The organism is Streptomyces sp. HUAS TT7 (assembly GCF_051550175.1).
In the GTDB taxonomy this organism is placed as follows: Bacteria; Actinomycetota; Actinomycetes; order Streptomycetales; family Streptomycetaceae; genus Streptomyces.
The window spans coordinates 222,850-240,878 of sequence record NZ_CP196176.1; the positions used below are offsets into that span (position 1 = coordinate 222,850).

At 70.3% G+C, this 18,029-nt stretch carries 17 protein-coding genes and 1 pseudogene; 7 read left to right on the forward strand and 11 right to left on the reverse strand.

Translation table 11 applies throughout. The features are described 5' to 3' along the window. Nucleotides 1-63 precede the first annotated feature (63 nt). The 4 genes from ACSHXC_RS41385 to ACSHXC_RS41400 all read right to left on the reverse strand — a co-directional run bounded on the left by ACSHXC_RS41385 (nt 64) and on the right by ACSHXC_RS41400 (nt 3,519). Complete coding sequence (locus tag ACSHXC_RS41385) at nt 64-840, reverse strand: thioesterase II family protein (RefSeq protein ID WP_438297337.1); 777 nt, start codon at nt 838-840, stop codon at nt 64-66. 383 nt (nt 841-1,223) lie between these two features. Then, complete coding sequence (locus ACSHXC_RS41390; protein WP_438297339.1) at nt 1,224-1,385, reverse strand: hypothetical protein; 162 nt, start codon at nt 1,383-1,385, stop codon at nt 1,224-1,226. A 201-nt stretch (nt 1,386-1,586) separates the two neighbouring features. Beyond that, the gene (locus ACSHXC_RS41395) at nt 1,587-2,447 is read right to left on the reverse strand and encodes a DUF4097 family beta strand repeat-containing protein (protein WP_438297341.1); all 861 of its coding nucleotides are present in this window, start codon (nt 2,445-2,447) and stop codon (nt 1,587-1,589) included. 286 nt (nt 2,448-2,733) lie between these two features. After that, nucleotides 2,734-3,519 carry an SDR family NAD(P)-dependent oxidoreductase gene (locus ACSHXC_RS41400; RefSeq protein ID WP_438297343.1) on the reverse strand — a complete coding sequence of 262 codons (786 nt, stop codon included), beginning with the start codon at nt 3,517-3,519 and terminating at the stop codon, nt 2,734-2,736. A gap of 293 nt (nt 3,520-3,812) precedes the next feature. Between ACSHXC_RS41400 and ACSHXC_RS41405 the strand changes: the two genes are divergently transcribed. After that, on the forward strand, nt 3,813-4,670 hold the full coding sequence (locus ACSHXC_RS41405; RefSeq protein WP_438297345.1) for an AfsR/SARP family transcriptional regulator: 858 nt from the start codon (nt 3,813-3,815) through the stop codon (nt 4,668-4,670). A 102-nt stretch (nt 4,671-4,772) separates the two neighbouring features. Further along, nucleotides 4,773-5,651, forward strand: coding sequence for an SAM-dependent methyltransferase (locus ACSHXC_RS41410; protein WP_438297347.1), 879 nt, complete (start codon nt 4,773-4,775; stop codon nt 5,649-5,651). Nucleotides 5,652-5,817: 166 nt separating this feature from the next. Here ACSHXC_RS41410 and ACSHXC_RS41415 read toward each other — a convergent pair whose 3' ends face one another. Both ACSHXC_RS41415 and ACSHXC_RS41420 read right to left on the reverse strand, forming a co-directional pair. After that, nucleotides 5,818-6,129, reverse strand: a complete 312-nt coding sequence (locus ACSHXC_RS41415; protein ID WP_438297349.1) for a hypothetical protein — start codon at nt 6,127-6,129, stop codon at nt 5,818-5,820. A gap of 67 nt (nt 6,130-6,196) precedes the next feature. Further along, the gene (locus ACSHXC_RS41420; RefSeq protein WP_438297351.1) at nt 6,197-8,284 is read right to left on the reverse strand and encodes a condensation domain-containing protein; all 2,088 of its coding nucleotides are present in this window, start codon (nt 8,282-8,284) and stop codon (nt 6,197-6,199) included. A gap of 271 nt (nt 8,285-8,555) precedes the next feature. Between ACSHXC_RS41420 and ACSHXC_RS41425 the strand changes: the two are divergent. From ACSHXC_RS41425 to ACSHXC_RS41440, 4 genes and pseudogenes are all read left to right on the forward strand, one after another. Continuing rightward, nucleotides 8,556-8,855: pseudogene (locus ACSHXC_RS41425) on the forward strand (hypothetical protein); the annotation flags it as partial. Nucleotides 8,856-8,962: 107 nt separating this feature from the next. Then, entirely contained in the window at nt 8,963-9,415 is a 453-nt protein-coding gene (locus tag ACSHXC_RS41430) for a nuclear transport factor 2 family protein (RefSeq protein WP_438297352.1), read from the forward strand. A 158-nt stretch (nt 9,416-9,573) separates the two neighbouring features. Then, nucleotides 9,574-10,401: a thioesterase II family protein gene (locus tag ACSHXC_RS41435; protein WP_438297354.1), complete on the forward strand. Its 828-nt coding sequence runs from the start codon at nt 9,574-9,576 to the stop codon at nt 10,399-10,401. Further along, nucleotides 10,398-11,387 (forward strand): AfsR/SARP family transcriptional regulator, encoded by a 990-nt coding sequence (locus ACSHXC_RS41440; protein ID WP_438297355.1) that lies wholly within the window; start codon nt 10,398-10,400, stop codon nt 11,385-11,387. The genes ACSHXC_RS41435 and ACSHXC_RS41440 overlap by 4 nt, the downstream gene beginning before the upstream one ends. A gap of 222 nt (nt 11,388-11,609) precedes the next feature. Here ACSHXC_RS41440 and ACSHXC_RS41445 read toward each other — a convergent pair whose 3' ends face one another. Beyond that, complete coding sequence (locus ACSHXC_RS41445; protein WP_438297357.1) at nt 11,610-12,254, reverse strand: ScbR family autoregulator-binding transcription factor; 645 nt, start codon at nt 12,252-12,254, stop codon at nt 11,610-11,612. A gap of 50 nt (nt 12,255-12,304) precedes the next feature. Further along, on the reverse strand, nt 12,305-13,138 hold the full coding sequence (locus tag ACSHXC_RS41450) for an AfsR/SARP family transcriptional regulator (RefSeq protein ID WP_438297359.1): 834 nt from the start codon (nt 13,136-13,138) through the stop codon (nt 12,305-12,307). A gap of 644 nt (nt 13,139-13,782) precedes the next feature. Here ACSHXC_RS41450 and ACSHXC_RS41455 point away from each other — a divergent pair. Then, the gene (locus ACSHXC_RS41455; protein WP_438297361.1) at nt 13,783-14,505 is read left to right on the forward strand and encodes a ScbR family autoregulator-binding transcription factor; all 723 of its coding nucleotides are present in this window, start codon (nt 13,783-13,785) and stop codon (nt 14,503-14,505) included. Between the two features lie 51 nt (nt 14,506-14,556). Here the strand turns inward: ACSHXC_RS41455 and ACSHXC_RS41460 are convergent, their stop codons facing one another. The 3 genes from ACSHXC_RS41460 to ACSHXC_RS41470 all read right to left on the reverse strand — a co-directional run bounded on the left by ACSHXC_RS41460 (nt 14,557) and on the right by ACSHXC_RS41470 (nt 17,613). Next, nucleotides 14,557-15,177 (reverse strand): ScbR family autoregulator-binding transcription factor, encoded by a 621-nt coding sequence (locus ACSHXC_RS41460; RefSeq protein WP_438297362.1) that lies wholly within the window; start codon nt 15,175-15,177, stop codon nt 14,557-14,559. A gap of 410 nt (nt 15,178-15,587) precedes the next feature. Then, nucleotides 15,588-16,820 carry a cytochrome P450 family protein gene (locus tag ACSHXC_RS41465; RefSeq protein WP_438297364.1) on the reverse strand — a complete coding sequence of 411 codons (1,233 nt, stop codon included), beginning with the start codon at nt 16,818-16,820 and terminating at the stop codon, nt 15,588-15,590. A 100-nt stretch (nt 16,821-16,920) separates the two neighbouring features. Next, complete coding sequence (locus ACSHXC_RS41470; RefSeq protein ID WP_438297366.1) at nt 16,921-17,613, reverse strand: ScbR family autoregulator-binding transcription factor; 693 nt, start codon at nt 17,611-17,613, stop codon at nt 16,921-16,923. Nucleotides 17,614-18,029 lie beyond the last annotated feature (416 nt).

The window sequence follows — 18,029 nt, forward strand, 5'->3', positions numbered from 1 at the left end:
CTCGTTCAAGGCCGGTCGGCAGCTGTGGGAGCGCCCGCCGCTGCCACGCGGCGGGCGCATCGCTCACGGGGCCAGCAGGGTCTCGGCGAGGAACTCGAAGACCTGCGTGTCCGTGCCGGGGTCGAAGAGATAGAAGTGGCCGCCCGGGTAGATCTGCTTGTCGAACCCGGCGGAGGTGTGGTCGCCCCAGCCCTCGATGGTGTCGAGCGGCGCCCGGACGTCCGCCTCGCCGACCATCACCGTGATGGGGCTGTCGATGAGCGGGCCGATCGTCATGGCGTGCTGCTCCCAGAGCGCGAAGTCCGCGAGGACGGTCGGGATCAGCTCGTCCATGGCGTCCTCGTCGAGGGCGACCTCCTCGTCGAAGCCGCCGAGTCGCATGACCTCGGCGCGGAACTCGGCCTCCGAGAGGTTGTGGATCTTCGGCCGCAGCGCGGCCGCGGCGGGCGAGGGCTGCGCGGACAGGAACAGGCGCTCGGGCCGGGGGCCGCCCTCTGCGTGCAGGAGCTGTGCCACCTCGTAGCCGAGCAGCGCCCCGCAGGAGTGGCCGAAGAAGGAGAACGGGCCGTCGAGGAGCGGGCGCAGGGCCTCGGTGACGTCCCGGACGAGCGGGCCGACCTCGGTCGGCGGGTCCTCCAGGATGCGGTTCTGGCGGCCGGGCAGCTGGATGGCCGCGACCTCTATCTCGGCGGGCAGGGCGCTGACCCATTCGGTGAACGCGCTCGCGCCGCCGCCCGCGTGTGGGAAGCAGATCAGTCGGTGCCGGGCGTTGGGCCGGCGTGCCCGCCAGATGTACGGGCTCTCAAGAACCAGGCCGGGCCGGCGTATTTGTGTAGTCATGACCCCTCTACGGAAGTGAGGAAACGCTCGACGGAATGCGAGGAAGTGGCGCGGAAATCACCAGCTCGGTGATTGCGGCGACGCTGCTCGTGCCGATGCCGGCACGATGCGCATCAATTTCTCACAGAGCCTATGGGCGGCCCTCAGGGAGAGGCAAGAAAGATTCGAACGGAAGCACAACAATAATTCAGGCCGGACTTGTCCGACCAGCGGTTATGTCCAGTCGCCGGGACAATTCTCAGATGATTGTCGAGGCGCATTCGAGTGGTCACCGAGCGGTATTGGGGCGGCCTGGCGCGGAACAGCCGACGGGGCCGTCCGGGCTGTTGCCCGGACGGCCCCGTCAACGGATCGTCCATCGGTGATGTGGTGGGGGTGTTCTTCTACTGCTTGGCGAAGGCCGACCGTGCCCACAGGTAGCCGAGGGCGCCGAGGCCGACGCCCCGGGCGAGGGCGACGCCGATGACGAGGACCAGGCTGATCATGGTCTGGATGACGTTGCCGAGAACATGGCCGGTCAGCACGGAGGCGCGGGAGATCGCCATGGCGCGAAGCGGTTGACGATGCCTTCGGTCATGTCGGTGCACACCGACACGGCGGTCGAGATGGCGCCGGAGGTCACGGCCATCAGGAGGATGCCGGGGGCGACGTAGTTGGTGTAGGCGCCGCGGTCGCCCGATTCCCCTTGGCCGGGGCGGTGACTTCGGTGAGGGCGGTCATCGTCTCTGCTCCTTCCCGGCGCTGCTTCAGCGGCTCTTGCCGGCGAGCTGGGCCTGCGCGCGGTGGACCACGATGTCGCCGCGGCTGGTGCGCACGAAGACGTCGATGCTCATGCCGATCTCGCCGGAGCCGTCGGCGGAGTCGATCAGTCGGTGGACCGTGCCCGACTGGGCGTTGGCGTCGAGCCACGCGGCGGTGCCCTCGGGAATGCCGAGCTGGATGTTGCCGATCTGGGCCCGCAGGTCGACCCTTCCGCGGGCCTCCTCGATGGTGATGTCACCGGTGGCGCAGGTCGCGGTGACGTCGGTGTGGGCGCGGCCGATGGAGATGTTGCCCTCGGCGGCCCGGAGCTGGGCCTGGCCGGTGATCTCGTCGATCTCGGTGCTTCCGTTGGAGTTCTTGATCACCGCGGTGCCGTCGATCTCGCCGATGCGCAGCTCGCCGCTCCCGGTGGTGATCTCGGCGCTGCGGGTGCGCTCCACGGTGACGTCGCCCTTCTGGGTACGCAGCTGCGTCTCGCCCGCGTGGTCGATCTGGATGTCGCCGTCCATGGTCGTCAGGCTGCACTCCCCCAGCTGGCCCTTGGAGACGAAGTGGGCCCGCGCGGCAGTGCCGTTCAGCCGGGAGCCGCGCGGGAGCGCGATCTCCACCCGGACGGCACCCGGGGCGCCGCTCAGCACGCGCCCCTTCGGTGTCTTGATCAGCAGCTTGCCGTCCGAGTACGAGACGCGGGTCTGCTCCGCCGCCTTCAGGTCGGCCTCGCTGGCGGTGTCCGCCGGGTGTACCTCGACCACGGTGTCGGCGCGGTCACCCGCGATGATCCGGGCGGATCCGACCTCGACGTGGATCGTGGCGGTGATCGGCTTCGGGGTCTCGAAGGTAGGCATGGCTTCCCCATCCTCAGTCTGTAGGGCGTCCCTGCTGGTGGGACAGGTGGCGAGGGGCTCCGGCAGACGCGCCGGTCCACTCATCCGCACACTGCACGGTGCAGCGCACGGCGTTCGCACTTGATGGTCCGGCCCCCGTGGTGCGAGGTCGTGCCACCACTATGGCACACTATTGGCGCCATGGCGAGCCATAATGGCGCCATACATGGCGCAGCGTGTTGTGGCGGCGTCATGAGCGGGGGCCGGGACGGGGCGGCGGGAGCAGGCGGAGGTCTCCCGCCGCAGGTCAGAAGGCGCCGAGCCCGCCGCAGACGTTCAGCGCCTGTGCGGTGATCGACGCGGCGCTCTGTGTCGTCAGATAGCCGACCAGGCTCGCCACCTCCTCCATGGTCGAGTAGCGGCCGAGCGGGATCTGCGCCTCGAACTGCTCCTGGACGAACCCCTCGGTGGTGTCCCACGCCGCGGCGTAGCCCTTGCGGACGCGCTCGGCCATGGGCGTCTCGACATAGCCGGGGCACACCGCGTTGACGGTGATGCCGCGGGGGGCGAGTTCCTTGCCCAGCGCCTTGGTGAACCCGACGACCCCGTGCTTGGAGGCGGAGTAGGGGGCGCCGAGCAGGACACCCTGCTTGCCCGCCGTCGAGGCGATGTTGACGATCCGCCCGTATGCGGCATCCGCCATGCCGCCGTTCCTGAGCACCTCGCTCGTGACCAGGAAGACACCGTTGAGGTTCGTGTCGATGACGTCGTACCAGAGGTCGTCGGCGAGATCCGCGGTGGCACCGCCGCCGCTGCGGCCCGCGTTGTTGACCAGGATGCCGATCGGGCCGAAGCTCTCGACGGCGGCGGCGACCAGGTGGGCCACCGACGCACGGTCGCGGACATCGGCCCCGGTGCCCTCCGCCTCGAAGCCCTCCTCGCGCAGATCCTCGACGGTCTGCTTGACCTGCAGATCCGTTCGCGCGCAGATGAAGACCCGATGGCCGCGCCGCCCCAGATCACGGGCCACGGTCAGGCCGATGCCACCCGTCGCGCCGGTGATCAGGGCGGTCGTCCTCGTCGTTGCCGTCATCGCATGAGCCTCCACGAACCCGTTGGGCGGATTTGACGGTGCCCGGGCAACGTAGCCCGGGCCGTGGCGCGGGCCCCGATTCCTGAGGCGGGAGTGCGGCAAGCCTTGAGCGGACTTCGAGACCGGAGCCGGCCCGCGCGGCAGAGGCCCTCGCGCACCGCACCTCGTCCCGTTCTTGAGCCGTGCTGGAGCCGTCGCGTCTTCAATGGAGGGAAACGCAAGAGCCGCGCAATCTCGGATACCGGCGTACACGGAGCACTGCGCGCCGCCGATGACCGGAGGGGAGTGGGGAGTTGCTGATCAGACTCATGGGTCTCGTCACGATCGAGCACGAGGGTCTGGCGCCTGTGCACGTGTCGAGCGCCCAGGCCCAGGTGGCCCTCGCGCGCCTGGTGCTCGAACGTGACTCGGGGACCAGTCGGGAACACCTCGCGGACACCCTCTGGCCGGAAGGCCTGCCCGACACCTGGGCCTCGGCCCTGCGCAGTGTGGTCAGCAGGGTCCGCTCCAGCGTCGCGAGCCCACTCCAGCAGCCGGGCGCGACACCGCTGGTCTCGCAGAGCGGCCGCTATCTGCTGCGACTGCCCGAGGACACCGCCGTCGACCTGGAGGCCGCCGATGCCGCGGTCGCCGAGGCGGAGGCGGCCTTCGCCGACGGTGCGCACACCGTGGCGCGCCGCCTCGCGGCGGGCGCGCTGGACAATCTGCGCGGCTCGTTCCTGCCCGCCCACGAGGGCGAGTGGGCGGCCGGGGTACGGGAGCGAGTGGAGGAACTGCGCCTGACCGCACTGGAGCTGGCCAGCCTGTCGGCCTCCGGACTCGGCGACGAACACCATGCACTGCGCTTCGCCGACGAGGCGGTGCGCCGCGCCCCGTTCCGAGAGAGCGCCCACCGGTGCCGGATGACCGCGCACGCCGCCGCGGGCAACCGGGCGGACGCGCTACGCGCCTATCATCAGCTGGGAGAGGTCCTCGCCGAGGAGCTGGGCATCGACCCGGCACCCGAGACCCAGGCCGCCTACCTGGAGCTGCTGCGCGCCCCCCAACCGCCCCGGCGGCCCCGCTCCTCCGCCTCGGGCCGAGCTCCGGCCGACGGCCTGGACCCGGTCCTCATCGGGGCCTTCGAGGCGCTCAGCCCGCCCTTGAGGTGACCTTGAGCGTCACCGGGCCCGGGCCGTGTTGCGCCTCTGTTGCGAGTGGAGCGCTTTCCTGGTTCCCGACAGCGCCATGCCGCACGGGAGTTGGGAGCCACGATGACGACGGTGCCAGGACGGTCGGTCCCCGGGCTCGGCACCCTCAGGCACCGCCACGAGGAGAGCGCCGCCTTCCACCGGCTCCTGCTCGGCCCGACCATGGTGTGCTCCGGCGGGTACTGGGAGGACGGCGAAGGGCTGACCGAGACCCTGGACGAGGCCCAGGAGCGCAAGCTCGACCGATTCGTCGAGCTCGCCGGGGCGGCGGGCGCCCGGCGCGTCCTGGACGTGGGCTGCGGCTGGGGCACCCTGCTCAACCGGCTCACCGTCGTGCACGGCGTGGAGCAGGCCGTCGGCCTCACCCCCAGCCGTGCCGAGGAGCAGTTCATCGCCGGCTACGCCAACCCGCGGATCTCGGCACGGGTGGAGAGCTGGGAGGACCACCGACCGCGGGATCCGTACGACGCGGCGTTCTGCATCAATGCCCTGGAGCACGTGGTCCCCTGCGCGGCTCCCCCGCAGGTGCGCGCCGCGAGGTACCGGGCCTTCTTCACCGCGGTGGCCGGCGCGCTCAGGCCCGACGCGCGATTCGTCCTGCACACCCTCACCGCCGGGGCGCGGCCCGTGGACGGACGGCTCCTGGACGACCTGAGGTTGCTGCGGCGCTCCGGTCTCGGCCACGGCCGCATCCCTCACCTGCACGAGCTGGCGCGGGCCGCCGAAGGCCTCTTCGACGTCATCGAGATCGTCGACGAGCGCGAGTCGTTCGCGATGGCCTGCCGTGCCTGGCGAGAGCGCCTGACCCGCTGCCGTGACGTCGCCGTCGTGCTGGCCGACGAGGAGGCGGTGGCCCGCGTCGAGCGCTGCCTCGGCATCGTCGTGTCCGCCTTCGAGGACAAGTTCTTCAGCAATGTGCGGGTCACCCTCGCGCGGCGCTGACGAGGAGGGCGCCCGCCCTCCGTCCGGGGGAGGAACGGAGAACGGGCGCGGCTTGTGCGGGGCAACGCCCACAGATGTCAGCCTAGACAGCCGCCGGCCCCGAGTCCCGCGCACGAGGCGGATCCTCAAGCGCACCGCGAGCGCGGGTCCAGCGCGGACGCCGGGTTCAACGGCCCGGGGCCGGCCGCGACTCCACGTCCGGCGGCCCGCCTCGGTCCGCCGCCGTCCCGGCTCCCGCGACGGCGTACACGGCCAGGAAAGTGGCCAGGTCCCGCACCCCGGGCCGGGCGGTGAGCGCGGTGACGGGCACGCTGCGGCCGAGCCCCGTGCACAGGGCGCCGTGCGCGCGCAGCGCGGCGGCCGTGATCTCGCCGGGGGCACGGTGGCGGTGCTCCTGATCCGCACCGGCCATGCCGCGGGCTTCCGCCCAGGCCTGGGAGACGAGTTCCGGCGTGCTCTGTTGTGCTGACTCGGGCATGTCCACCCTCCGCTGTACGACGGGTCGGTTCAGGCAAGGTCCTCGTACGGCCGTGTGCGCGGGCAGGTCAGGGGGCGCGCCGGGTGGCGGCGAGGGTCCGGGCGAGTGCGGCGGCGCCGGTCGCGGCCGCCGGGAGCACCACGACCCGGGGCCGGCCGCCGTGCGCGGCGACCAGCCGGGCGATCTCGTAGGCGGCGGCTCCGTCCCCGGTGAATCCGGCGAGCGTGACGTGCCCGCCGTCGCCGATCCGCGGCCCGAGCGCCGAGTACCGGGCCCTCGCGCCGTCTCCATCGGGCACCGCGTGCAGCAGGACGAGTTCCTCGGGGCCTGGGTAGGCCTGTGCGAGCCGGGCGTAGAACGAGCCGGGCGTCCCGGGTGCCTGTAGGAGGGCAACGGTGCCCGCGCCCGGGCGGTCCGGCGGACGCAGCACGCCGAGCGACGGGGGCGCGGCCGCGGCGGCGCGCGCCGAGCGGTGGTTCGCCAGGCCGGTGCGGACCCCGGAATTCATGCCGGACAACAGGCCGAGGGCCTCGGCTACCGTCGTGAACTCCCTTACCCGGTCGGGGAGTTCACGCAGCAGCAGCGCTCCGTACGCGAGGACCTCGGTGGCGTCGAGCAGCCGGGCGCGGTCGTACGACACGGTCAGGGCGAGCCCTCCGGCGCTGTCGTGGTGAGCCGCCATGACGAGGGAGAAGGCCGTGTGGGAGCCGAGCGGCTCAGGGGGCTCCACGTGGATTCCCAGCGCCGCGAGTCCGGACGTCACATCGTCCGGGACCGGCGGCCGGGTCTCGAAGGCGAGGAGGCTGTCGGGCGGAGCCGGCGCGTCGTTGGTCCAGGAGCGGATCTGGCCCGCCGACACCCATTCGTAGCCCGCCGTGTCCACGGCCCGGTCACGCAGTTCGGCCAGCAGAGCCGACACCGGGGCGCCCGGGTCGATCACGACGGACAGCGGCACCGGGTTGCACAGCGCACCCGGCAGGCGTTCCACGCCGTCGAGCAGAATGCCCCGGCCCGAGACGGTGGTGCTGAAACGCACGGGAGCCACGCTCTCGGCCCCGCCGAGCCGGTACAGCAGCAGCGCCCACACGGCCTGCAGCACCGTGCTCTCGGTGGCACCCCAGGCGGCGGCCCAGACGGCGAGGCGCGCGGTCTCGTCCGGGGTCAGCCGGAGCCGGAAGCAGCCGTTGCCCGTGGCGTGGGGGTCCGTGCCGGTGAGGGCGGCAGAGCCGGGAGCGGCCGCGGCCGTGCCGGGGCGGTCGGGCGCGCCACCGGACCAGAAGTCCCGTGCCGGGCCGGTGTCCTGGTCGGCCAGCCATCGCGCGTAGTCCCCCATGTCGGGGCGCCGTTCCCCGCCCGGCAGCCGGCCGCCGGCCAGGTAGGCGCGGTAGAACTCGCGCAGCAGCAGACGCACGCTCCAGTTGTCGAGCAGGGCGTGGTGATGGGTGAGCACCACGCGGATGGGCGGGGCGGTGGCGAACATGGCGGGTCCACCGCCCATGACCGTGATCCGCAGCGGTCCCGGACGGCGCGGGTCCAGGCCCCGCCGCCGGTCGCGTTCGATGAGCGCGTTCCAGTGGGCAGTGCCTTGCGGCAGGCGTACGACCTCGGGTGCGACCCGGTCGTGCACGACGACGACCGGCTCGGATCCCCCGTCGAACGCGCTGCGCAGCACGCTTTCGCAGTCGAAGACGGACTGCCAGGCGGCGGTGAAGCGCTCCTCGTCGAACGGGCCGTCCCAGTTCCAGGCGAGTTGTCCGACCTGGCGTCCGGTGCCGGGGTGGGCGTCGGCATCGGCGAGCAGCTCGCGCTGGAGCGGCGTCGCCGCCGTGCGGCGCGCGCAGAAGGAGCCGCCGGTGCTCGGGTGCGTAAGCAGGTCGGCCAGGCGTCCGAGCGGAAAGTCGCCCGGTCGGGCTCCCGCGTCGGCGGTGAACCGCAGGGTGTGGTGCCCGGGGTGGTGGGACTGGAACACCGGACGCCAGGCCGCGGCGCCCGGGCAGTGGACCGCGATGCTGTCCAGGGCGGCCTCGACGCGGGCAGTGTCCAAGGGGCCGCGCAGGTCCAGGACGGGCAGCGTGCCGTGAGCGGCCGAACCGAGGTCCACGACAACGGCCGTCGGCTCGTCCTGCGGTATACGTGCGGGGTGGCTGCTGGTCATCGGCTGTCCGGGGTGCGCCGGAGAAGACCCCTCCCCCTCCCTCTCTGGCAAGCGCGGGAACGAGTATGTGAGGCCCCGCCCATACGGCGCTGACAAAGCCCTGAGACGTCGCTAGTGAAGCGCTGCAGTGGCCCGCGCCGGGCCGCCCGCTGCGCTTCCTCGAACCGCGTGGCACAGGCACGTTCGAGGCGCTGTCCACACCGGGTGGAGGACCGCGCCCGACCCTCCGTGCGTGAGTAGCGTGCCCGGCTCCAGAGCTGCACACGAGGACGAGGAGCTCGGCGTCGACCTCGGCGACGACCGCGCGGTCGTCGCCCGCGTCGTGGAGCGGGTCAAGGCGCGCGAGCTCCAGGGCTACACCTACGAGGCCGCCGACGCCTCCTTCGAGCTGCTCCTGCGGGGCCAGCACAACACCGCCTCCACGGCCCGCGTCCTGATCACCACCTCCGACAGCGTCGGCACCTGGACGACGGTGGGCGTCGCCGACAGCGTCGTCGCCGCATCCTGGCGAGCCGTGCAGGACTCGTACACCTACGGTCTGCTGCGCGCGGGCGTCGAACCGCCGCGGTGAGCCGTGCTGGCCGGCGGTCCTTGAGGCGTCCTCGAATTGCCCTGGATCGACGTGCCCGAGACTCGCCGTACCCCCTTGTACGTTCCTGGAAGAGGAAGGCAGATCGCATGACCACCGAGATCCGCAACGAGCCTTCGGGAAAGATGGAGTTCGCCTCGCTGTACGCGCAGGTCGAGCAGTTCTACGCGCACCAGCTGGAGCTCTTCGACGCCCACGACGCCGAGAGCTGGGCGGGGACCTTCACCGAGGACGCCGTCTTCGAGGTGCCGCCGCTGAGCGAACCGGTCCGCGGACGCGCCGGCCTGGCCGCGAACGTGCGCCGCGACCAAGCACGGCAGCAGCGCGAAGGTGCCTGTGTGCGGCGCTGGATCGGCAAGCTCGACGTACGGCCGCAGTTCGACGGGACCCTGCGCACGCGCTGCTCCGCGCTGGCGTACGCGACTCCGCCCGGCGGCGATTCGAGGGTCCTGCACGTCTGTGTCATGGAGGACGTGCTCGTCCGCTCGCGGAGCACCTGGCGCACCCGCCACCGCCGCGTGACCCGCGACGATCTCGCCTGAAGCACGCACTGACCGGGGCGCACGCGACCGGACGCCGCCCTCCACCGCACATGCAGCCTCGACCCCCTGCACCAGGCCTCCCAGCCTTTGCATGCATGCTCACGTTCCCCTCCAGACCGGGGGCTTCACTGCATTCACGCTCCCTTGAGAAGGCTTGTATGGCCGCTGGAGGCGGGCTCGCGGATCACGTCGACCCCGGCGTGCCGCAGCTATCGTCCGAAGTCCTTGCCGGAACCGTCGACGGAGTCACCATGGAGCTGCGCCTGTTCGTGTTCCACCACGCGGGTGGATCGCACCTGATGTACCGCGAGTGGCCTGAGCGGTTCCCGTCCGGCTGGGACGTACGGACACCGGACGCGCCGGGCCGCGGGCCCTGGGACGACCGTCCTCCGCTGGGTGAGGTGGGCGCGGTGGTGGACCACTTCCTGCACGAGCTGGGTGACCAACTCACGGGCCGTTTCGCCCTGTTCGGGCACAGCATGGGCGCCGCCATCGCCTACGAGCTGACCCGGAGGCTGCTCGCCGAGGGCCGCACACCGCCCTTCTGGCTGGGGCTCTCGGCCAGCTTCGCGACCCGGCCCGCCGACACGGTCCAGCGCCACCTGCTCTCTGACGCCGCGCTGCGCCGCGAGGTCGCGGCGATGGGCGGCACGCCCCCCGAGGTTCTGGAGGACCCGGGGCTGTGGGCCATGCTCGCCCCCACCATCCGGAGAGACCTGCGACTCGGGGAGACGTGGCGCCCCTCGCCCGACCCGCTGCCGCCGGCCGTGCCACTCTCGGTGTTCGGCGGCAAGCGCGACACGGCGGTGCCGCCCGACCAGCTCACCGGCTGGTCCGAGCTGTCCGAGCGGTTCCTCGGCCTCCACCTCTTCGACGGCGACCACTTCTACTTCCGGGACGACCCCACCGCCCTGATCGAGCGGATCGTCAAGGATGCGGGCCGTTCTCACGCGCTCGCCCAGGCCACCCCCGCAGTGCCGCGATGACCCTCCTCGACCTGGGCTCTCCCGTCGCGGTCGGCCCGGGTACGCAGACCGAGTTCCGGCTGCTCGGCTCCGTGGTGGTCCACGACGGTCGGACAGGCGCCTCCCTTGTGCCCTCCGGCTCCAAACAGCGCGCTCTGTTCTCCGCGTTCGTCATCCACGCCGGTGAGCTGCTCTCCACCGACCGGCTTGTCGAAGAGCTCTGGGGCAACCAGCCTCCGTCGAACGCGGCGAACGCGCTGCAGGCGCATGTGGCCCGGCTGCGGCGGCTGCTGCCCTCCCTTGCCGGGCCGGACGGTCCCGGCCAGGAGTGGATCAGCACCCTGCCCACCGGCTATCTGCTCACCCTGGGCCGGGCCACCACCGACGTGCAGCGCTTCGAGCGCCTCTCGGCGCGGAGCCGGGCAGCGGCCCCGTCCGACCCCGCGCACGCCCTGGAACTCCTGCGCGACGCCCTGTCCTTGTGGCGCGGGCCCGCGCTCCAGGACAGTCGGTACGGGCCGATCTGCACCGCAGCCGCCGACCGTCTGGAGGAGAAGCGGCTCACCACGCTGGAGACGTTGTACGACGTGAGCCTGCGCTGCGCCCAGCACAGCGAGATAACGGGCGAACTGGAGCGGCTGACGGCCGACCATCCCCTGCGCGAGCGGTTCTACGACCTGCTGATGGTCGCGCTCTACCGCAGCGGCCGACAGGCCGAGGCACTGGGCGTGTACGAGCGGGCGCGCCGCCGGTTGGCGGGCGCCCTCGGCATCGGGCCGGGCCCGGCCCTGCGCGGCCGGATGGAGGCGATCCTCAACCAGTCCCCCGGTCTGTCGGCGCCGCGGTCCGTACCCGCCCCCGCGCGGACCACCGCCTGGGCGGAGGGGCTCGACCTGGGCGGTGAGGTCGCCCGTCTGCGACAGCGCATTGACGAACTCGGCCAGGAGCAGGAGGCGTTGGTACGACGTTTCGAGGCCCTGGCGGCGCTGCTCCCGAAGGCGTCGTAGCACCCCTTGCCGCGCCGCAGGGCTGCCCGCCACCGGATCCGGGCCGGGGTTGCCGGAAACTCCGCCGCGCGGCGAGAGCCCCTTGGCACGCGGGCCGGCGACGCCGTGGGCGCGGGCCGGCCCACCCGCGCCGGCCTGGGACGGCCGGCGCACATGCGCAAGCGACCCCCGCGGTCCGTTCCACGGGGGTCCATCGGGGTCTGTGTGTCCAGGGAGCTGATGCTACGCGGCGTCGGTCAGGGCGGCGGGGACGGAAGGTGCGTCCGTGCGGTAGCGCGCCGCGTGGCCGGCCGGGACCAGCGCCGGCAGCAGGAACTCCCACAACGCGCCGACCCTGCGGCTGAGTTCGGGGAACGGCATACCGGTGCCCGCCAGTGCCACGATGCCGCACACCGCGGCGGAGAGCAGTGTCTCCGGCCCGTCGCCGGAGCCGTGGTCGGCGACCTCCCCCGCCACTCGTGCCGGCCCGGCCAGCCGCAGTACTTCGGTGATCCAGAGCTGGTGGAAGTCGGTGGCCGACGGCCGCCGCCCGGTGCGTTCGTTGGTGATGCGGAAGCCGGCCCGCACGACGGGGTCCTCGTGGAGGCCGCGCGCCAGCCAGTGCGTCATGTCGATCAGCGCCTGGACCGGCGGGACGCCGCGTTCCCACTGTTCCTGGACGAAGTCGCCGAGCATCGCGCGGCCCTGCTCCTGCACCGCGTCGGCCACCGCGTCCTTGGAACGGAAGTGGAGGTACAGCGCGCCCTTGGTCGTCCCCGCGGCCGCGGCGATCTGCAGCAGGGTCGCCTGCGCGAAGCCGTTCTCGTCAAACGTCCGCGCACCGGCGTGAACCAGCCTCCGGCGGGTCCGCTCCGACCTGGCCTGCATCCGGGACTCCTTTCCTTCCCTACGGGAATGCCGTGCTGGCAGGGGTCAGGTCAGCCGACGCGGCTGAGCCGATCCTCGCCGACGGCGGTGGGCGTCTCCAGGACGAGTTCGGGGCCGGACGTGAGGATCGACCGCTGCAGCCTGCGCAGTCCGACGGAAGGCTCCAGACCGAGGTCGCGCACCAGGGAGTTGCGCAGCCGCTGGTATACGTCGAGTGCTTCTCCGCGGCGCCCGGAACGGTGCAGCGCCAGCATGAACTGCCCGTGCAGGTTCTCGTGGGTGCGGTAGCGGCTGACCAGAACGGTCAGCTCACCCAGCAGTTCACGGTGCCGGCCCAGGCGCAGGTCCGCTTCGATGCGCTGGTAGAGGGCGCACAGCCGGGTCTCCTCAAGGCGCCGGATCTCCATCTCCAGCTGGGGTCCTGCCTGTACGTCGACCAGTGCGGAGCCGCTCCACAGCATGAGGGCCTCGCGGAGCTGGCGGCCCGCGGCCGAGAAGTCCTCGGCGTCCATGGCCCGGTATCCCATGCCGGACAGCCGCTCGAACTCGCGGACGTCACTGGTGCCGCCCGAGGTCTTGAGGAGGTAGCCGCCGGGCATGGTGACGAGTACGTCCTTGGCGGTGCGTGACTCGCCGCCCTGCGGGCCGCGCTCCAGCGCCACCGAAATCAGCTCGCGCAACTGCAGGATGTACGTCTGCAGTGTGGTCCGCGCGCTGCGCGGCGGCCGCTCGCCCCAGAGCTCCTCCATCAGCCACGCCATGGGCACCACCTGATCGGCGTGCAGCGCCAGCAGGGCCAGCACCTGCCGCGGTTTCGGCGCGGTCGGTGTCACCGAGATCCCGTTCTCCCTGACGGCCAATGCGCCCAGTACATCGATGTCCACGCCGTGTCCCCTGTTCGTGTATCGCGATGAGTCATGAGCCGCCAGTCGTCCGAGGGTTGCGGCAGAACCGGTTCTCGGCACAGCACGAGTAAAAAACAGGGCGGACGGTTTGTCAATACCAAACCGATCGCGCTGTTTTCCGGGACTCCACGACACCTCAAGCGGGCCCACAGCCGGGCCTGACGGACGCGGAGCGGCCGACCGCCACCCCAGCCGAACAACCTGCACGCCAGGGCCCGTTGCGGCACTCCGGAGAGATTCGGGCAGGGCTACGGGGCTCCAGAAATCAACCGAAATGGCGCCACCCAGACGAGGGCCGGCAGGAGCGGAAGCGACCGACCGAAGCAGCAATCCCTCGCGCAACCATAGAAACATACCGCTTCCCTGGTTTCTATCCACAGCCTCGACGCTTGTCACAGGGTCACTAGAAGCCTCACAGTACGCCGTACTTAATTGCGCACACTGTTTTACCAGGCGTACGCTGCATCCGTAGGCGCACGCTGCACACATGCCCAGATATGCCGGGAATGACCTATCAGTTATAGGACGTAGCGGGCCGACAAGCGGACGAGGGCGGGTAATCGACCTACAATCAAACCGCTAGGTTGGTTTATTATGTTCTCTCCTACCGTGAGGAGCCATCGGTGTTGAAACAGGAGCGCGCCATGCGCACCCTGCGCTCACTCATCCACTCCGCCGCGGAGACGTTCCTGCGGCACGGATACGTCCAAGCGAAGCTGTCGGAGATCAGCACCGGCGCGGGAGTCAGCACGGGCGCCCTGCACTTCCACTTCGAGACCAAAGCCGCTTTGGCGTCGGCAGTGCAGGACGCGGCGGCCGCGATCTTGCGTACGGCAGCCCGAGCGGCGGCGTCACAGCCTGGTACGAACGCCTTGCAGAAGCTGACGAACACCTCGCACGTCCTGGCGGACACACTCCGGGGCGACGTCATGGCGCGCGCCGGCTTCCAACTGAGCCGCGATGCGAGGTGCGAGACCGAGTGGGACGTATGCCAGGAGTGGCGGGAGTACGTCCGGCGGCTGCTCACACAGGCCGCGGACGAGGGCGTACTCGTCGAGGACACCGTCCCCGACGACGTGGCGGCCTCCATCGTGGCGACGACCACCGGTCTGGAACTGCTCGCCCGGGACGACGCCGGGTGGCTCTCGCACGCGACACTCACCGACATCTGGACGCTCGTCCTTCCCGCCCTGGCCACGCCGGCGGCCCTCGCTGCGCTGGAGCCGGCCGGCACGCACCCCGGCGGGCGGGACCGGACGCCTCCTGGCGGACACCGGCCAGCGAGCCGGGCCCAGCCCACAATGCGCAGGCCTGCCCTGTCCACCCGCCCGGTACCCATACGCTGACCGGGCCTGCCATACCCGTCTGTGTCCCGGCCCCGGGACACAGACGCGTGGTCAGGGAGTCCCGGCCGAGGTCCCGGAGGCCACCAGGCCGTCGAGACAGGACGACTCCGCGAGCCTCGGCAGCATGAGTCGCCAGAACCGGGTGAGCGGCGCGCGCGAGAGCCACCACTCGTCCTGGCGGCCCAGAGTCTCCAGCCCCGCTGTGACCGCCACAACAGCCGTAGCCGCGTCACGCGCCGAGGATTCCACCGCCAGCGCGCCTTCCCCCTCGGCCCGCGCCAGTGCGCCTTCCACCCACTCCTGCCACCTGCCGCGCAGGCCCGCGCCCGTGCGCACGTGCTCAAGGCTGTCGCCCAGCCCGAACCCGGCGCGCAGGACCACGTCGTGGTCAAGGGTCCTCACCAGGACATGCGTGGCGTCGATCAGCATCTGCAAAGCGCTGCCGGCCTGTTGCTGGGTGATCTGTTCGAGCCTTTGCACCGCCGCCTGACCCACCGCATCGGCCAGGGCAGCCTTGCTGGTGAAGTGGAAGTGCAGCGCACCGCTGCTCACCCCCGCCCGAGTACTGATCGTGGACAGCGACGCATGCTCGTAGCCGTCCCGGTCGAACAGCTCGGCGGCGGACTCGATCAACGCGTTGCGCGTACGTACCGCGCGATCCTGTTTGACCATCTAAAGGCTCCGGTGGTGCAGAGGGGGTAACAGCATGGACTTCGCAGCGGTACGACCCGCGCGCTCCCCCGTCCGGGCACTACCGTAACGGCCCGCATACGCACAGCGACTGTTACTGTTCTGGCGTCGTCCGCGCGAACATATTAACAAACCGCTTCAGCGGTTTCCAATGGGTTGGGTTCGGATCCCAGCCATTTACTGAATGCTTGGCTTCCAAAACGACGAACTCCGCAGCCCAATAAGGGCTGCGGAGTTCGTCTGACTGCTTCTGTGATGAAGCTCGCGATCAAAACACGGCAGGACTCAGCGCGTAGGCAGGGCTCCGTAGCCGTTTATCAAGACTGCGGAGTGCCGTCCGGTCGTATGACCGGCCTGTGTCGTACCCCGCTCGCCGCGGGGCAACGGCCGGGTCAGCGCGCGGACGGGCCAAGGAGTACGGGCAGAGCGCCGTAGCCGTTGTTGACGAAGGTCGGCAAGGGCGCAACCTCGTCGAGCGAGCAGGCCAGCGTCATGTCCGGGAAGCGCTCGAAGAGCGCCGCCAGGGCGATGCACGCCTCCATCCGCGCCAGATTGGCTCCGACGCAGAAGTGGACGCCGTGCCCGAAAGCCAGATTGTCGCGATCGGTGCGCAAGACGTCGAACACCGCAGCGTCGTCGCCGTATTGCTCAGGATCGAGCCCCGGGGAGGCGAAAGAAACCAGGATGGGATCGCCCTTCTTGAGGGTGATGCCGTCGAGTTCGATGTCTTCCACCGCGAAGCGCAGCGGTATGTAGGCCGCCGGGTTGTGAACCCGCAAGGTTTCAGCGACCACGTCGTCCCAGCTCGCCCGGCCAGCGCGAACATGCTCCAGTTGCTCCGGACGGGAGAGGAGTGCGGCAGTGGCGTTGCTGATCAAGGTGCTCGTGGTCTCCTGCCCCGCCCCGATCATGATGTTGAGGGTGCTCACCAGCTCCTGCTCGGTGAGTCCTTCACCCTGATCCCGGATGCCGAGCAGCACGGTCGTCAGGTCGTCCCCGGGCTCGTCTCGTTTGTGCGCCACCAGTTGGGCCACCGAAGCGAAGACCTGCATCTGAGCTTCGTAGATCTCCTCGCCCGACACCGAAGTACTGACTGTCCGTTCGATCGCGGAGATCAACGGACGCCGGGCGTCCTCGGGAACCCCGAAGAGCTCACAGATCACCTGCATGGGCAGTACCTTGGCGAACGTGGCACGCAAGTCGACCGGGTCTCCCGCCGGTGCGGCCGCGAGACCGTCGAGCAGTGCGGCGGTGAGCGCTTCGACCCGAGGCCGCAGATCTTCGGTGCGCCGTGCGGTGAACGCCCCCGAGATCATCCGGCGGAGTCTGGCGTGGTTCTCGCCGTAGGAGAACAGCATGTTCTCCGCCGACACCCAGTGGTAGAGCGGCCAGTCCTCTGCTATCTGTCCCTCGATCAGTGCGGGCCAGTGCAGTCGGGGAGCCCGGGAAACCCGCGCATCCATGAGCAGTTGCTTGACGTAGCGGTGGCGGGTGACGGCCCATGCGAGCACTCCGCCCGGCAACTCCACCTGCACGGCCGGCCCCTGAGCTCGGAGCTGTGCGGCTTCACCGGCCAAGTCCTGCCCCGAGACGTCCAGAGCGTACGGGCAAGCGGTCATTTCCATCGGTGCACTCCCCAGAAGTTGGTCATTGCGCGGTGATTCGCGTTCCAACTGTGCAACGGGAGGGCTCCGGGCCCTCCCACTCCGATGAATCAGCGCTGAATCATCGGATACCTGCTTCGGCCGTGGACGCTCCCGCCCCGTGGCGCAGCGCCATGGCCTCTTCATACACTTGCGCGCCCCGCTCCGGCCGGAAGTCCAGCTGAACAAGGACACCCGGAACCGCGACTGCTGTCATCAGGGTCCGGTAGAGATCGGAGACTCGCTCGGGCATGTCCTGGTGCTTGGTCATGATGTTCGACAGCACCTGGACGCCGGTGAAGCACCCTACGATCAGTTTCGCGAGGGCAGCCGGGTCGGTGTGGGGCAGGAGCTCTCCGTCAGCCTTCGCCTTCTCCAGGGCGATCACGCCCCGGTCCAGCCAGGCCTGCATCGGGACACGCCTGTCCAGCCCGTCACGGTCCGCGCCCTGGTCCACTGTGAGACGAATGCTTCCGCGCACCATCGGATCGCCCGAATTGAGCAGGTGCGCGAGCAGGAGTGCCTCGTCCGCAGCCTGCTGCAGTGTCAGCTCCCGCGGCGGGACGGCCGGCATCGCCATGACCTGGCCTGCCAGCACCTCCTGGGCGAGTTCTTCCTTGGCTGCGAAATGGAAGTAAAGGGCACCCTTGGTCACCCCGGATCGCTTGAGGATCTCAGAGATGGTGGCCGCGTCGTATCCGACCTCGTCGAAGACCTCAGCAGCCGCCGTAAGGATCTTCTCTCGAGTCCTGATAGCCCGTTCCTGCTGCGCCATAACACACCTCCGCACTCCCCCAAACGAAAAGAAACCGTAGGGTTCGTATGCTAACACATAGTTACTCTCCGTAGGCAGCTGGGAGCGCATTCCGCGCTCTACGTGTCGTACGACGTGTGCGAGGGTCCCCGGCGAGGGGTGATCGCCCGGCGGAGCCGACCGGCAGAACCCAATATAAAACCGGCGGACCGGTTTTTCAAGCCGTTCGGCAGGCAGTCTCAAGACTTGCTCTATCGCCGTCAGGTCGTAGATAGAAGCACGTCACGCTCATGATTGCCCGGCAGTTGACCCGGCTGTGACTCAATCGACAGGCGCCCGGCCCGGCGTCAGCCTGTCGTCAAGCCCTAGAGAATCCCTTGAATAAAAACCGGTTGGTACGTATCTTGTGAGGCCTGAGTTCCCATTGTTGGGTCCAT

Excerpts from the sequence above, each read along its gene's own strand:
- ACSHXC_RS41385 (WP_438297337.1), bottom strand. The coding sequence starts at position 840 with ATGACTACACAAATACGCCGGCCCGGCCTGGTTCTTGAGAGCCCGTAC.
- ACSHXC_RS41390 (WP_438297339.1), bottom strand. The coding sequence starts at position 1,385 with ATGGCGATCTCCCGCGCCTCCGTGCTGACCGGCCATGTTCTCGGCAAC.
- ACSHXC_RS41395 (WP_438297341.1), bottom strand. The coding sequence starts at position 2,447 with ATGCCTACCTTCGAGACCCCGAAGCCGATCACCGCCACGATCCACGTC.
- ACSHXC_RS41400 (WP_438297343.1), bottom strand. The coding sequence starts at position 3,519 with ATGACGGCAACGACGAGGACGACCGCCCTGATCACCGGCGCGACGGGT.
- ACSHXC_RS41410 (WP_438297347.1), top strand. The coding sequence starts at position 4,773 with ATGACGACGGTGCCAGGACGGTCGGTCCCCGGGCTCGGCACCCTCAGG.
- ACSHXC_RS41415 (WP_438297349.1), bottom strand. The coding sequence starts at position 6,129 with ATGCCCGAGTCAGCACAACAGAGCACGCCGGAACTCGTCTCCCAGGCC.
- ACSHXC_RS41420 (WP_438297351.1), bottom strand. The coding sequence starts at position 8,284 with ATGACCAGCAGCCACCCCGCACGTATACCGCAGGACGAGCCGACGGCC.
- ACSHXC_RS41430 (WP_438297352.1), top strand. The coding sequence starts at position 8,963 with ATGACCACCGAGATCCGCAACGAGCCTTCGGGAAAGATGGAGTTCGCC.
- ACSHXC_RS41435 (WP_438297354.1), top strand. The coding sequence starts at position 9,574 with ATGGCCGCTGGAGGCGGGCTCGCGGATCACGTCGACCCCGGCGTGCCG.
- ACSHXC_RS41440 (WP_438297355.1), top strand. The coding sequence starts at position 10,398 with ATGACCCTCCTCGACCTGGGCTCTCCCGTCGCGGTCGGCCCGGGTACG.
- ACSHXC_RS41445 (WP_438297357.1), bottom strand. The coding sequence starts at position 12,254 with ATGCAGGCCAGGTCGGAGCGGACCCGCCGGAGGCTGGTTCACGCCGGT.
- ACSHXC_RS41460 (WP_438297362.1), bottom strand. The coding sequence starts at position 15,177 with ATGGTCAAACAGGATCGCGCGGTACGTACGCGCAACGCGTTGATCGAG.
- ACSHXC_RS41465 (WP_438297364.1), bottom strand. The coding sequence starts at position 16,820 with ATGGAAATGACCGCTTGCCCGTACGCTCTGGACGTCTCGGGGCAGGAC.
- ACSHXC_RS41470 (WP_438297366.1), bottom strand. The coding sequence starts at position 17,613 with ATGGCGCAGCAGGAACGGGCTATCAGGACTCGAGAGAAGATCCTTACG.